This is a genomic window from Aeromonas sp. R4-2, assembly GCF_040908295.1.
Taxonomy (GTDB): domain Bacteria; phylum Pseudomonadota; class Gammaproteobacteria; order Enterobacterales; family Aeromonadaceae; genus Aeromonas; species Aeromonas veronii.
Genome location: NZ_JBFODL010000006.1, coordinates 100,580 through 114,212, shown reverse-complemented (window position 1 = coordinate 114,212; position 13,633 = coordinate 100,580). Strand labels below are relative to the sequence as shown.

Sequence of the window (13,633 nt, the reverse complement as noted above, 5' to 3'; positions counted from 1 at the left end):
GATGCAGAAGATAGGCACATGTCCTTATGGATAGGCACCCGAGTCATGTCGAACCCTTGATACGGCGCTGGCTCGGTCTGCGAGACCACTACTCAAACGCCTGACAACACATCCCAAAACAGGAGGAAAGCAACCATGAATTCCTGGCTACGCGGCCTGCTCTACACCTTCGCCTTCCTGCTGCTGTTTGTCTGGGTTGCCCTCGGCCTGTTCGACGCCGAGCGCGCCAAAGGCCCCATCGCCAGCTGGATCAGCCAGCAGACCGGTGTGCCGGTCACCATAGGGCGACTGGTGTTCAACCCGCTCCACCCCTACACCCTGCTGGCTGAGCAGGTACGTTACGGCGATGCCGTCTCCCTCGACAAGATCTATCTGGAGATCGAGAGCATCGACTGGCTGAGCCGCGACGTGCGCATAGCCCATCTCGATCTCATTCGTCCCGCCATCAAGCTGCCACTGCCCAACCAGTTGCCGAACCTGCCGGTGCACTCCCTCACCATCAACAACAGCACTATCGATCGCCTCAGTCTGGAGAGCAGCGAGCTGACCCTGCGCGGTCTCAATGCCACCCTGAGCGACTGGGAGCTGATCGACCCGAAACGGCAGCCACAGGCCAACCTGAGCCTCAATATCGGCCAGCTGGAGACTCCGCAGTTCACCTTCGCCCGTCTCAACCTGCAAGGACGGCTGGAAGGAGAAGTGCTGCGCACCGACAAGCTGGTGACCAACCTGTTCGACGGTCTGCTGGAGACCGGCATGGTGCTGGACTGGCCCGCCCGCACCCTGCAACTGCATGACCTCAAGGCACGCGGCATGCGGGTGGAGCTGGGTGATCTGACACAACAAGGCTTCCCGCAGCGCTTCCCGTTGCAAAGCGTGTCGCTGGATCGCGGCCAGCTGGACGGCGTCAGCCTCAACGACATCAATAAGGAACTCTCCTTCAACAACTTCAGCGGCCAGCTCACCGCCTTCAACTGGCAGGCGGACAGCCAGCCCACCGGCTATCTGAGCGGCACCCTGGGCGACATGGGGCGCGGCCTGTTCCAGCTGGAGGAGATCAAGGGCAAGCTCGCCTTCTCGCCCCAGCAGATCGACGGCGAACTGCAGGGCAAGGCCTATGAAGGGGAGTTCAATGTCGAGCTCTCCCTCGATACCCAGCAGCAGAAGCTGACCCTGAAAGACCTGGCGCTAAGCGGCATGGATATCAGCCTGCCGCAGGGTTGGTGGCAGGATTGGCAGAGCTGGCGCCCGCAGCAGGTCGATATCCGCAAGCTGGCGTTCGACAAGCTCAAGGTGCTCTCCTTCGACGATTCCATCCCTCTGTCGCTGACCGGCTGGCAGCTCTATCTGAGTGATCTCGCCCTGCGCAATAACCAACCCGGCCCGCTGCTCGGCCGTGCTCGTATCGAGAGCAAGTGGTTCGAGCTGGTATGGGATGGCCTCAGCGCCCGCAACGGCGAGCTGGATGGGGAGCTGACCCCCAGCTCCTGGCAACTGGGCAAACTCACCAGCTCGCTGCCGGATGAGGGCAGCCTCAGCATGAGCGGCCAGTGGGGCCGCGAACCGGGCCAGAGCAGCCGCCTCCAACTGCAGGCGACCAAGCTGGATCTGCAACAGTGGGGCAAGATATTCCACTCCCCTGTCTCGTTCGCTGGCAAAGCGGACGTGAGCGCCGATCTGCAAGCCGAACATGGCAAAACGGCAGGCGAGTGGCGCCAGACCCTGCAGGGCAGCTTTGCCCTCGATGCCGACGAGCCGTTCTGGGACAAGGTAAAGATAGATCCGCTGCTGGATCAGTGGTTCAAGGGGGCGACCCCGCCCACCCTGACGCCGGATCAGCTGTGGCAGGCGATGCAGGAGGGTGACACCCCCTTCTACCGCATCAAGCTGCAGGGCAAGATCGACAAGGGGCAACTACAAGTCGAGCAGGCTGGCGCCTCCACCATCACCCATCTGCTGGCGCTGCAAGGGGGGATCGATCTGGTCAACGAGCAGTGGCAGCTCGATCTGGGGATCCTCAACGGCAACCGCTGCGCCGAGCTGCTCGGCCAGTGGCGCGGGCCGCTGACTGCCCCCACGCTGGCCTGGAGCTTCCCGCAAAAGCAGGACGCCTGCGGCTGGGAAGTGGGAGTACGCTATCCGCCGCAAGGCAACAGCGCCCCACTCTGGCGACCGGCTCCCGCACCGAAAGCCCAAAACCAAGCCCAAGTGCAGACCCAAGCCGGGCAGACAAGCGACAGCCAACAAGGGTAAAAACAGACAAGGCCTCATGATGAGGCCTTGTTGTTTGATGGGGAAACGACGCGGTTACTGGCCCGGACGGCGGGGCGGCTGCACCACGTAGTGACCACAGAACTCCGCCGCCAGCTTGCCGCCGCTGAACAGCTGGATCTTGAGGCTGAAGGTGGCAGGCTCCCCCCGTTTGAGCGGCTGCAGCACGGCGGGCATACCCTCGCGGGCCACTCGTGCCTCCGGCTCCTCATCAACAGGGCCATGATATTTGATGGTGCTCTCGGCCAGCACCGGCTCGCCCACCAGCCCCTCCTCTTTAAGCTGCAGCCAGATCAGCCCCCAGCCCGCCAGCACGCACTGGCTGTAGACACTGCCGGCGAACATGCTGCCATGCACGTTGAAATTGGCCGCCAGATTGGCCTTGAGATGGAAGGTCTGGCCGTCGTAGTGGCTGATGTGCATCCCCATCTTCTCGCTGATGGGCACCCCACGTGACCAGCGGGTGGTGAGATCCTGACACCACTCCGGCCGGTACTGGATAGTCTGCAACGGGCTAAGGGATTTGATCATCTGGCGATGGGGAATCCGACCAAATGAGACAGGGCCGCCCCCCACTTCGAGAAAGCCGCACTTGCGATAGAACTCCACCGCCTCCTGACGGGCGTTCATCACCAGCCGTTTCACCTTCTCGCTGCGTGCCAGCTGCTCGAGATCCTCCACCATTTTGGCGCCCAGCCCCTGACCGCGATATTCCGGACGCAGCGCCATAAAGCGGATCTGCGCCTCGTCACCGCCGATAAAGAGGCGCCCCACCGCGATGGGAGTGCCATCGGGTGCCAGCATCAGCCGGTGAATGGCAACCGTATCGTATTCGTCCCGCTCGGAACCGACGGGCAGATTGAAGGGCTTACGCAGTAGCTCCCAGCGCAACTGGTAGTAGGCATCCAGCTCGGCGGCTGTCTGAGGGGTGACTACCCGATACATAGTTTCATCCTTGAGTTTGCGCCGACTGGCAGATGGAAGGGCTTACACAGACGTTTCCAGCGCAGCTTGCAGTAAGTACCCGGCTCGGCTGCCGTTTGGGGGGGACCACCCGGTACATAGATCGATCCTTGAGTTACACTGGTCGGAAACCATCTTGCCGTGCAAATTCATGGACTTCAATCTGCAAGCGTACCAAGCCGATCACTTGTTGCACCTCAGCGTCAAACCCCAGCGCCGCCTCACGGTACAGGAAAATGACCAGCACCGCTGGCTGGAGATAGATGGCGTGGTGCAATCCGCCATGTCGCTCGCCGACCCCGCGACCCTCTGTCTGCCCCATCAGCGGGTCATCGCCTGCCTGCTACCGGAGCGGGCTGAGCAAATCCTCGAACTGGGGCTGGGTGGCGGCGATCTCACCCGCCATCTGAGTCAGCGCTGGCCCGATGCTCGCCACGAGTGCGTTGACCTCGACGAAGAGGTGCTGACCGTTTATCAGCAGTTTTTCCAGCATCAGGCGCACGATGGGCAAGCCGTTCCGACACTCCATCAGGCCGATGCCCTCGCCTTTCTCGAGCAGAGCGAGCAGCAGTACGACCTCATCCTGCTCGATCTCTTCAGTCAGGATGGCAACCCGCTGCTGCTGTTTCAGGAGCGGCTCTACCGGGCGCTGGCTCCCCGCCTCAGCGGCACTCTGGTCATCAACCTGCTGCCGCGCACCGCGCTTGAGCTAACCCACGCCCTGACGCTGATCGAACAGTGGATTGGCCCCGCAACCCCCTATCCGGTTGCGGGGCTTATCAACGTGATCGTCCACGTCACACCGCGGGACGAGACATCCTCAGACCTGTAGCCAGAAGGTAACCGGGCCGTCGTTGACCAGCGCCACCTTCATGTCGGCGGCAAAACGCCCGGTTTCGGTCGGGATGCCGCTGGCAGCAGCCTTCGCCACGAAGTAGTCATAGAGGCGTTCGGCCTCGCTCGGGTGGGCACCGCAGGAGAAGCTCGGGCGCATCCCGCTCTTGGTATCGGCCGCCAGGGTAAACTGGGAGACCACCAGCAGGCTGCCGCCGACCTGACCGACATTGAGGTTCATCTTGCCATTCTCGTCACTGAAGACCCGATAGCCGCTCACCTTGTGCAGCAGTTTGTCGGCCTTGGCCTCGTCATCCCCCTGCTCTACTCCGAGCAGTACCAGCAATCCCTGACCGATGGCGCCGGTCACCTCCCCCTCAACAGTCACGCTGGCCTCGCTGACCCGCTGAATCAGTGCAATCACATCCCTCTCCTCTCAAAACAGAACGACCGCCCCGGCTCGATTGCAGGGGCGGTCGTCGATGCTACCAATAAACCGGTGGCCAAGGCGATGGCTTAGCCAAGCTCCTCGCTCGCCGGCTTCTCGTACTCACCGAGGCAGGCTGTGGTCTCCGCACCGAGCAGCACCACCAGCCAACTTAAATAGACCCAGACAAACAGAATCGGGATGGTGGCCAGCGCACCGTAGATGGCCTGATAGGAGGGGAAGTTGGTGATATAGATGGCAAAGCCGCGCTTGGCCAGCTCGAACAGGGTCGCCGCTACCAGCGCACCGATAAAGGCGTGGATCAGCCGCACCTTGCAGTTCGGCACCACGGTATAGACCAGCAGGAAGGTGAGCACCGAGAAGAGGAACGGCAAACCGCGCAACAGCAGATAACCGATGCCGAACAGGCTCTCGGCGCCAAACAGCCGCAGCGAGAAGATATAGGAGGAGATGGCGATACTGGCCCCGATAAGCACAGGCCCCAGGGTCAGGATCATCCAGTACATGGCAAAGGCCTGCGCCAGCGGGCGGCCCTGGGTCGAGCGCCAGATGTAGTTGAGGTTCTTGTCGATGGCGGAGATCAGCATCAACGCCACCACCACCAGCGCCCCAATCCCCACAGCAGTGGTGTTGGTGGCATTGGCGACGAAGCCGTCGATGTACTCCTTGAGCATATCGCCCGCGGTCGGCACGAAGTTGTGGTAGACGAACTGCTCCATCGCCTGCTTGAGGCTCTGGAACACCGGGAAGGCGGACATCATGCCAAAGACCACGGCGATCATCGGCACCAGTGAAAGCAGGGTGACATAGGCCAGATAACCGGCGGTAACCGTCAATCTGTCCTGCTGGAAACGGCCCCAGACAAACTGGGCAAAGTGGCGACCATCATGGCGCAAGAAGGAGAGGGCGTGGGCCAAACGGCCGCTGACAGGCTGCTGCATCTTGATTCTCGTTAGCGTCATAGTGGCAATATTGTGTCAGAGGAGAGCGCTGTTTGACCACCTTTGAACCCGATTTGCCTCCATATGCCCCAACCTGTTACCCGGGTTACGCCTCCGACTGTCGCCAGAAGCAGAGATAAAAACGGCCCCGCTATGGGGCCGTTTGCAACGCTGGATTACAGCATGTAGTCCGCAGGTAGCTCGATGCGGGCGACGCCGGAGGCCACCGCCGCCAGCGCCACGGCGCGGGCTACGCGCGGCAGCAGACGGGCATCCATCGGCTTGGGAATGACGTAATCCTTGCCGAAGGCAAGCTCGCTCACCCCGGCGGCGGTCAGCACCTCGGCTGGCACCAGCTCCTTGGCCAGCGCGCGGATCGCTTCGACCGCAGCAATCTTCATGGCATCGTTGATGCGGCTGGCACGGGCGTCGAGGGCTCCGCGGAAGATGAAGGGGAAGCAGAGCACGTTATTGATCTGGTTCGGGTAGTCGGAGCGGCCGGTACCCATGATGAGGTCGCTGCGTACGGCGTGGGCCAGCGCAGGCTTGATCTCCGGGTCCGGGTTGGAGCAGGCGAAGATCACCGGGTTGGGCGCCATCAGTGCGACCGCTTCGGCGGGCAACACGTCGGGGCCTGAAACACCGACAAACACATCAGCTCCTTCGATGACATCCATCAGGGTACGCAGCGGGGTCTCGTTGGCGAAGCGCTGCTTGTACTTATTGAGATCGCTGCGGCCGGAGTGGATAACACCCTGACGATCCAGCATGAAGATGTTGTGCGCCCTGGCACCACACTTGATCAGCAGGTCCATGCAGGCGGTGGCGGCAGCCCCCGCCCCCATGCAGACGATGCGGCTATCGCTGATGAGCTTGCCCTGGATCTCCAGCGCATTGAGCAGCCCGGCGGCGGTGACGATAGCGGTACCGTGCTGGTCATCATGGAACACCGGAATATCGCAGCGCTCGATCAGCGCCTGCTCGATCTCGAAACACTCCGGTGCCTTGATATCTTCCAGATTGATGCCGCCGAAGGTATCGGCGATAGCCGCCACCGTGTCGATGAACTGCTGGCTGGTCTCGTGCTTCACCTCGATGTCGATAGCATCGATGCCGGCGAAGCGCTTGAACAGCAGGGCCTTGCCCTCCATCACCGGCTTGGAGGCCAGCGGCCCCAGATTGCCCAGCCCCAGAATGGCGGTGCCGTTGGAGATGACGGCCACCAGATTGCCTTTGCCGGTATAGCGGTAGGCATCGGCCGGGTTGGCAGCGATCTCGCGTACCGGCTCGGCGACACCCGGGCTGTAGGCCAGCGCCAGATCGCGGGCGGTTTCGGCTGGCTTGGTCAGGGCGATGGCAATTTTGCCCGGTACGGGCTGGGCGTGGTAATCGAGTGCTTCTTGACGCAGATCGGACATGGGGGACCCCGATGTGGTTGGTGCAAATGAGGTGCCGGCAGGGGGCACGCAGAAGGGCGGGGATCATAAAAGAAAGCGGTGGGCATGCCCAGCAGATCATGCTGCCATCAGCCAGATCAGACCAGTTATTTCAGCAACTTACCCCACCAACAACTACCACTTTAGTTATAGATCCTGCCATGTGGGGTAAAAATGGAGCAAAAAGGGCGGCAAGTTGGCCTTGCCGCCCTTTCTGTCAGTGCTGTAGACCTGACTCAGTTGCCCAGATAGACCGGCAACAGATTTGCCATCGACAGGAAGTGGAACAGCGCGGTCGCCAATCCGAACAGGATCAGCAACCAGGCCATCAGCTTGCCACCAGGGGTAACGAAGTGGGGTGTCACTTCGCCCCGCTCGGCCCGCGCCCGGGTGCGCAGCACCAGCAGTGCCGGAATGATGCAGGTCCAGATGGTGGCGGCGGCACCGGCATAACCGATGGCCAGCAGGAAACCGAACGGGAAGAGCAGGGAGAGCAGCAGCGGCGGCAGGAAGGTGACCGCCCAGGTCTTGCAGCGACCGGCGCGGCTGTTGTCGAACTTGAACAGATCAGCCAGATAGTCGAACACCCCGAGCCCCACCCCGATAAAGGAGGAGAGAATGGCCGCCATGGAGAAGCCGTTGATGGCGCTGGCCACCTTCTCCGATTCGATCACCCCTGAAAGCGCGGAGAGCAGCACACTCACGTCCCCCCCCTTGGCAATCACGGGGGCAAAATCCTGACGGGGCAGGTTGCCGAAGATCCCCAGCAGCCAGAGCACGTAGAGCGCCAGCGCGATCAGGGTTCCCCCCAGAATGGCCCATCTGGCCTGCTGCTCGTTCTGGTAGTAGGCACGCAGAGAGGCCACAGAGTGGTGATAGCCGAACGAGGTGAGCGCCACCGGCAGCATCGCCATGGCATAGGGGGCGTAGCGACTCTCGCTGCCCGCCAGATCGAGCAGGGTCGGCAGCTTGATACTGCCGAGCAGCCCGGCCACACCGAGGGCGAAACTGAGGATCATGAAGGCGATCAGCACCACAGAGATGCGGTCAACGGCGCGGGTCGAGTGCCACACCACCGCAGAGAAGAGCGCCACGAACAACACGGACGCGAGCTTGCTGTCGATCCCCAGAATGCCCTGCAGGATGGCACCGGAGGAGGTGATATAGGCGTAGAGCAGAATGCCGCCAACAAAGTAGACCGAGAGGTTGTTGAGGAGATTGAGCTTCTCCCCCAGCAGCTCGCGAGTCACGGTATTGAAGGAGACCCGCATGTCGTGGTGCTGGAAGGATTCCAGCAGCATCCAGCCGGAGAGGGTCATCATCACCATGGTGACGGTCAGCGCCAGCACCGACCAGAGGGTCCAGGCCCCCGCCCCCGAACTCGGCAGACCGAGCATGCCGGCCCCCACGCAGACGCTGGCAATGATGCAGGCGCCCCCCAAAATTGACGGTTTTTTCTTCATAATCCCTTCTTTTTCTGACTGATTATCTATCCGCGGTAAACAAGACCGCGGCATGATGCCAGCCTTTGCCATGAGACGCCTACCACTATCTGCCATTACCGGGCATGGTCGCCGCATAAAAAATGCCCCGAACGGGGCACTCTATCAGCGGGAATGGTGTGAAGATGGTTAATCCATCACCGGGATACCTGCCCTCGCTTCGACCTGACGGGCGATGGCTTCGGTCATCCCCTGAAAAATAAAGAGGTGGAACGGCAGCATGGCGAGCCAGTAGGCCAACCCCCAGGCGCCCTGCGGGTGCCAGTGAGCGGTGACCCGGATGCGGGTCAACCCGGACTCCTCCGGCAGGATGTTGAACTCCAGCCGCCCGACGCCCGGGGCCTTCATGTTGAACAAGAGATCGAGCCTGCGCCCCTCATCCACCCCGAGGATCTGCCAGGAGTCGAGCATATCTCCCTTCACGAAACGATCCGGATTGGTGCGGCCACGGGTGCGGGCCGGGCCGCCGATCAGGTGATCCATCCATTCGCGCACCACCCACAGCTGGTTCATGTAGAAGTAGCGCTGCTCCCCCCCCAACTGCTGCAACACCTGCCACACCACCTCGGGGGAGGCGAGGCAGATGGCCTCGCCGCTGGCGGTACGGTCGTAGAAGCCATATTCGGGATGGCGCCAGCGCAGGCCGAGCGGCGTCTCCTGCCCCTGCTGTTCGGCACCCAGCTTCTGCTCCAGCGCCAGACTCTCCGCCAGCGCCTCGTCGAAGCTGAGCAGGGTTTGCGGCAGCAGGGCACGTAGCGGGCCGTCATCGGCCGGGATATCGTGCTTGAGACCGCCCACCAGCGCCTTGGCCACCGGCTGCGGCACAGAGGTGACAAACTGCAGCCACCAGGCAGAGAGGCGCGGGCTCAGAAACGGGATGGGAATGATGGGGCAGCGCTTGCCGATATGGGCGGCGAACTTCTGCAACTGCTGCTGATAGCTGAGGAGCTCTGGGCCGACCGCATTGAAGATGCGACCATCCACCTCGTCGGCCTCTACCAGCCCGCCCAGATAGTGCAGCAAGTTGGACAGCGCAATCGGCGGCGTGCGCGAGCGCACCCATTTGGGCGTCACCATCATCGGCAGGTTGAACACCAGATCCCGCATCACCTCGAACGCCGCCGAACCGGGCCCGATGATGATGCCGGCGCGCAACTCCACCGTCGGCACACCGGAGTCACGAAACAGCTCGCCGCAATGGCGGCGGGAGTTGAGATGGCGACTGTTGCACTGCTCGGGCTGGATTGCCCCGAGATAGATGATGCGGCGCACCCCGGCAGCACGGGCGGCGGCAGCAAAGTTCTTCACCCCCTGCTGCTCCAGCCGGTGAAAATCGGCCCCCGCCCCCATGGCATGCACCAGATAGAAGACGGTATCTATGCCCGCCAGCGCAGGCAGCAGGGTGATCGGCTTGAGGCTATCGGCGAGGCGAAACTCGACTCCCTCAGGCAAGCGGCAGGGACGGCGCGCCCCGGCAATCACCCTGTAGCCCAGCGTTTGCAGGTGAGGCACCAGATAGGAACCGATATAGCCTGCCGCTCCCATCACCAGACAATTACGCATGAGTGCAGCCCTCAGCATCATTGATGCAAGGGGCGCCAGACAGGAATCCACCATAGCCCGCCACGTCCATCACCAGACAATTTCCCATGTAATTCTCCCTATCCTTACCGATGCCGCTTGTCAGCCAGAGTGCGCCGCGCTACCTGAAAATGTTCAGCTACAGCGCCACCATCCAGTCTCTTGCCATCCTGCCACGCCGCCACCTTGCAACCTAGTACTAACCACCTCCCTGATTAGTCCGATTTGGTGTTAAGCCCTGTGCATTAAGTGGTCGATAACTGACCAGATGTATAGCGCCGAGGGCGATCATATGCGCATCGATCACTACGACCTCCAGGGGGAGGTGCAATACCGGCAACAACAGGCCCAGAGCCGCAAGGTGCACAACCTCGGGCCAGTGCCACCCGTCGTCAATCCACCGGAAGGCAACAACGCGGCAGTGGCCGGCGAACGCAGCAGCACCCTGGCCCTCACCAGCGCCCTGACGCTGCAAACCGCGAGGCAATCGGCCACCAGCCAGCCAGCAGCAACACCTCCCGCCCCGCCCGCAGCGGACGTCGGCAAAGAGCAGGATGGTATTCCCGATGATGGGCTGGATAACCGCCAGCGACTGATCAAGCTGATGATTGAGGCGATGCTGGGCCACGAAATCGAGCTGCCCAAGCCGATCAAGCCCACCGAAGAGGGGGGCGAAGGGGTGAGCCAAGGAGAAGCCGCAGCTCAGGCCGCCGAGCCGGATCAACTGGTGGAGGTGACAGACACCCTGCTGCAACAGGAGCAGCTCAACGTGGTGGCATCGGCCAGCGTAGCGACTCGGGATGGTCAGACTATTCAGCTCGATCTCGGCTTTGTGCTCGACTGGCGCCAGCTGGAGGTGAGCCAGCGGCGCACCACCCTCAATGCCCTGAAAGACCCGCTGGTGCTCAGTCTGGATGGCAAGATTGCCGATCTGACCGAGGCACGGGTCACTTTCGATATCGATCAGGATGGCAAGGAGGATAGCCTGCCGGGTCTGCGGGAAGGCAGCGGCTTTGTGGCGCTGGATCGCAATGGCAACGGCACCATAGACGATGGGGGCGAGCTGTTTGGTGCTCGCTCCGGCAATGGCTTCGGCGAGTTGGCCACCCTGGATGAGGATGGCAACGGGGTGCTGGATGAGGGGGATAGCCAGTTTTCAGCCCTGCAGTTCTGGCATCCGGAGCACGCACCTATCGCGCTGGTCGAACTGGGGATCGGCGCCATCCTGCTGCGCCCCCTCGACACCCCCTTCAACCATCTGGGGGAGAGCGGCAATCAGGGGGTGATGCGCCAATCCGGCCTCTATCTCACCGAACAGGGCAAGGGGGGGTGGGTGCAGCAGATCGATCTGCGGGTCTGAGCCTTGAAATGAAATCACCCATCGGTCGCTGACGATAACTGCCAGCGACCAATTCCGCTCCATCAACTCAGCTCGGTGGGGTCGATATCCAGACTCCAGCGCACCTTTTTGGTCTCGGGCCAGCTTTCCAGCTCCTTCACCGCCCAGTCCAGCAACTGGGCCAGCGGTGCCCGATTCGGCCCCTGCACCAGCAACTGCATGCGAAACTTGCCCGCCTTGCGCTCCATAAAGCCGCTGATGGGCCCCAGCACCTGAACGTGGGGATAGCGGGCGCTGCGCAGAGTATCGGCGAGGCGGGCGAGGAACTGCTGAACTTCGTCGCGGCCATTGGCCTCGGCGCGGAACAGCCCCTGATAGCTGAAGGGCGGCAACCCCAGCAGGCGGCGCTCTTTCAACGCCGTATCGGCGAAGTGGCCGTAACCGTTCTGGGTCAGATCCTGCAGCAGGGCATGCTCGGGATGGTGGCTCTGCAGCACCACCAACCCGGGCTTGCTGGCACGACCGGCACGGCCCGCCACCTGGGTGTAGAGCTGGGCTAGTTTCTCGGCCGTGCGAAAATCGGCGCTGAACAGGGCGCCATCCACATCCAGCAGCCCCACCAAGGTCACATCTGGGAAGTGGTGGCCCTTGGCCAGCATCTGGGTGCCGATCAGGATCTTGTACTTGCCCGCCTTGATGTCGCCGAGATGGGTCTCCAGCTCCCCCTTGCGGCGGGTGTTGTCCCGATCGATGCGCACTACCGGATATTGCGGGAACACTGTGGTAAGCAGCTGTTCCAGCTGTTCGGTGCCCACTCCCGATCCGATCAGCTCGTTGCTGCCACACTCGGGGCAGTGGTGTGGCAACGGGCGCACGCTGTCACAGTGGTGACAGTGCAGCCGTCGTCCGGCCTGATGCCAGGTGTACCAGGCATCGCAACGCTCGCAAGCGGCGCTCCAGCCGCACTGGTGGCAGATCAGAGCCGGGGCATAGCCACGGCGGTTGAGAAACAGCATCACCTGATTGCCCGCCGCCAGATGCTCTGCCATCAGCTGCTCCAGCTGGGGGGAGAGCCCGGCCTGCAGCCGCACGTTCTTGATATCCAGGATCACCTGACGGGCGGTCTGGGCGTTACCGGCACGGCGAGTCAGGGTGAGATGGTGATACTTGCCGGTGCGGGCGTTGTGCAGCGTCTCCAGCGACGGGGTGGCCGAGCCAAGCAGGATGGGGATACCGGCACGATGAGCCCGCATCACCGCCAGATCCCGCGCGTGGTAGCGAAAACCGTCCTGCTGCTTGAAAGAGCCGTCGTGCTCTTCGTCGATGATGATGATGCCGAGGTTGTTAAACGGGGTGAAGACGGCGGAGCGAGTGCCGATCAGGATGGCGGCGCCGCCGTCGCGGCAGGCGAGCCAGGCGTCGAGCCGTTCCCGATCGTTCATGGCGGAGTTCATCGCTACCACCGGCACGTTGAAGCGGCGGCGGAAGCGGTTGATGGTCTGCGGGGTGAGACCGATCTCCGGCACCATCACCAGCGCCTGCTTGCCCGCCTTGAGCAACGGCTCGAGGATGCTTAAATACACCTCGGTTTTGCCGGAGCCGGTGATGCCATCCAGCAGAAAGGCGCCGAACTTGTCGCTCTGGCTGGTAACGGCAGAGACGGCCAACGCCTGTTCGCCATTGAGGCGCAGCCCCTCCCCCGGCTCGAAGCGGGCAGCCCAATCGCCATCATGGCTCGGCTCCAGCGAACGCTTCTCCAGCAGCCCCTTCTTCTCCAGCGCGGTGAGAGCTGCGCTCTGGATCTCCTCCTGCTTGAGAGCGGAGGGGGTCTGCGGCCCCTTGCGCAGCAAGGCGAGCGCTTGCTGCTGCTTGGCCGCCCGCTTGAGCTCGTTGAGGTCGATGGCCATGCCCGCCTCGGTGGCAAACCAGAACTCCAGTTCACGATAAGCGGCAGGCTCCCCCTTGCGCACCAGCACCGGCAGGGCGTGGGGCAGCACCTCACCCAGCGGATGCTGGTAGTAGCTGGCGCTCCAGTTCATCAGCGCCAGAATATCCGGCCCTAGCACTGGTGCCGTGTCCAATACCCGTTTGATGGGCTTGAGCTTGTTGCGGGGCACCTGGCTGTCAGCCGGATGATCCACCACCAGCCCGACCAGGGTCTGGGGACCGAAAGGGATCTCGACCCGGCAACCGGGGGCAGGTAACGGCAGGGGAGAGAGATAGTCGAAGTGACGGCGTAACGGTACCGGGACAGCGACACGAACCAGATCCAGCGTTTGGGAAGAATTCACCAGGGGTTGCCTATTTTTTCTGCGAAG

10 protein-coding genes are annotated in these 13,633 nt (G+C 62.4%); 3 read left to right on the top strand and 7 right to left on the bottom strand.

From position 1 onward, the window contains the following. Positions 1 to 135 precede the first annotated feature (135 nt). Positions 136 to 2,253: an AsmA family protein gene (locus AB5Y99_RS02680; RefSeq protein WP_368208633.1), complete on the top strand. Its 2,118-nt coding sequence runs from the start codon at positions 136 to 138 to the stop codon at positions 2,251 to 2,253. 54 nt (positions 2,254 to 2,307) lie between these two features. Here the strand turns inward: AB5Y99_RS02680 and AB5Y99_RS02675 are convergent, their stop codons facing one another. Continuing rightward, positions 2,308 to 3,216: a YiiD C-terminal domain-containing protein gene (locus AB5Y99_RS02675; RefSeq protein ID WP_368208631.1), complete on the bottom strand. Its 909-nt coding sequence runs from the start codon at positions 3,214 to 3,216 to the stop codon at positions 2,308 to 2,310. 169 nt (positions 3,217 to 3,385) lie between these two features. On the opposite strand from AB5Y99_RS02675, the gene AB5Y99_RS02670 reads away from it, so the two are divergent. Continuing rightward, positions 3,386 to 4,066, top strand: coding sequence for a spermidine synthase (locus tag AB5Y99_RS02670; protein WP_368208647.1), 681 nt, complete (start codon positions 3,386 to 3,388; stop codon positions 4,064 to 4,066). Here AB5Y99_RS02670 and dtd read toward each other — a convergent pair. The 5 genes from dtd to AB5Y99_RS02645 all read right to left on the bottom strand — a co-directional run bounded on the left by dtd (position 4,055) and on the right by AB5Y99_RS02645 (position 9,958). After that, the gene (gene dtd, locus AB5Y99_RS02665; RefSeq protein WP_368208630.1) at positions 4,055 to 4,492 is read right to left on the bottom strand and encodes a D-aminoacyl-tRNA deacylase; all 438 of its coding nucleotides are present in this window, start codon (positions 4,490 to 4,492) and stop codon (positions 4,055 to 4,057) included. The two genes, AB5Y99_RS02670 and dtd, sit on opposite strands and share 12 nt — an antisense overlap. Before the next feature lie 92 nt (positions 4,493 to 4,584). Then, positions 4,585 to 5,457, bottom strand: coding sequence for a virulence factor BrkB family protein (locus AB5Y99_RS02660; RefSeq protein ID WP_005340664.1), 873 nt, complete (start codon positions 5,455 to 5,457; stop codon positions 4,585 to 4,587). A 176-nt stretch (positions 5,458 to 5,633) separates the two neighbouring features. Further along, positions 5,634 to 6,875, bottom strand: a complete 1,242-nt coding sequence (locus tag AB5Y99_RS02655) for a malic enzyme-like NAD(P)-binding protein (protein ID WP_368208629.1) — start codon at positions 6,873 to 6,875, stop codon at positions 5,634 to 5,636. Between the two features lie 254 nt (positions 6,876 to 7,129). After that, on the bottom strand, positions 7,130 to 8,356 hold the full coding sequence (locus tag AB5Y99_RS02650) for an aromatic amino acid transporter (protein WP_100652317.1): 1,227 nt from the start codon (positions 8,354 to 8,356) through the stop codon (positions 7,130 to 7,132). A gap of 168 nt (positions 8,357 to 8,524) precedes the next feature. Continuing rightward, complete coding sequence (locus tag AB5Y99_RS02645; protein WP_368208628.1) at positions 8,525 to 9,958, bottom strand: DUF2867 domain-containing protein; 1,434 nt, start codon at positions 9,956 to 9,958, stop codon at positions 8,525 to 8,527. Positions 9,959 to 10,244: 286 nt separating this feature from the next. On the opposite strand from AB5Y99_RS02645, the gene AB5Y99_RS02640 reads away from it, so the two are divergent. Further along, the gene (locus tag AB5Y99_RS02640) at positions 10,245 to 11,336 is read left to right on the top strand and encodes a hypothetical protein (RefSeq protein ID WP_368208627.1); all 1,092 of its coding nucleotides are present in this window, start codon (positions 10,245 to 10,247) and stop codon (positions 11,334 to 11,336) included. Positions 11,337 to 11,398: 62 nt separating this feature from the next. Here the strand turns inward: AB5Y99_RS02640 and priA are convergent, their stop codons facing one another. Beyond that, positions 11,399 to 13,606, bottom strand: a complete 2,208-nt coding sequence (gene priA, locus AB5Y99_RS02635) for a primosomal protein N' (RefSeq protein WP_368208626.1) — start codon at positions 13,604 to 13,606, stop codon at positions 11,399 to 11,401. Between the last annotated feature and the right edge of the window lie 27 nt (positions 13,607 to 13,633).

Excerpts from the sequence above, each read along its gene's own strand:
- AB5Y99_RS02680 (WP_368208633.1), top strand. The coding sequence starts at position 136 with ATGAATTCCTGGCTACGCGGCCTGCTCTACACCTTCGCCTTCCTGCTG.
- AB5Y99_RS02675 (WP_368208631.1), bottom strand. The coding sequence starts at position 3,216 with ATGTATCGGGTAGTCACCCCTCAGACAGCCGCCGAGCTGGATGCCTAC.
- AB5Y99_RS02670 (WP_368208647.1), top strand. The coding sequence starts at position 3,386 with ATGGACTTCAATCTGCAAGCGTACCAAGCCGATCACTTGTTGCACCTC.
- AB5Y99_RS02660 (WP_005340664.1), bottom strand. The coding sequence starts at position 5,457 with ATGCAGCAGCCTGTCAGCGGCCGTTTGGCCCACGCCCTCTCCTTCTTG.
- AB5Y99_RS02655 (WP_368208629.1), bottom strand. The coding sequence starts at position 6,875 with ATGTCCGATCTGCGTCAAGAAGCACTCGATTACCACGCCCAGCCCGTA.
- AB5Y99_RS02650 (WP_100652317.1), bottom strand. The coding sequence starts at position 8,356 with ATGAAGAAAAAACCGTCAATTTTGGGGGGCGCCTGCATCATTGCCAGC.
- AB5Y99_RS02645 (WP_368208628.1), bottom strand. The coding sequence starts at position 9,958 with ATGCGTAATTGTCTGGTGATGGGAGCGGCAGGCTATATCGGTTCCTAT.
- AB5Y99_RS02640 (WP_368208627.1), top strand. The coding sequence starts at position 10,245 with ATGTATAGCGCCGAGGGCGATCATATGCGCATCGATCACTACGACCTC.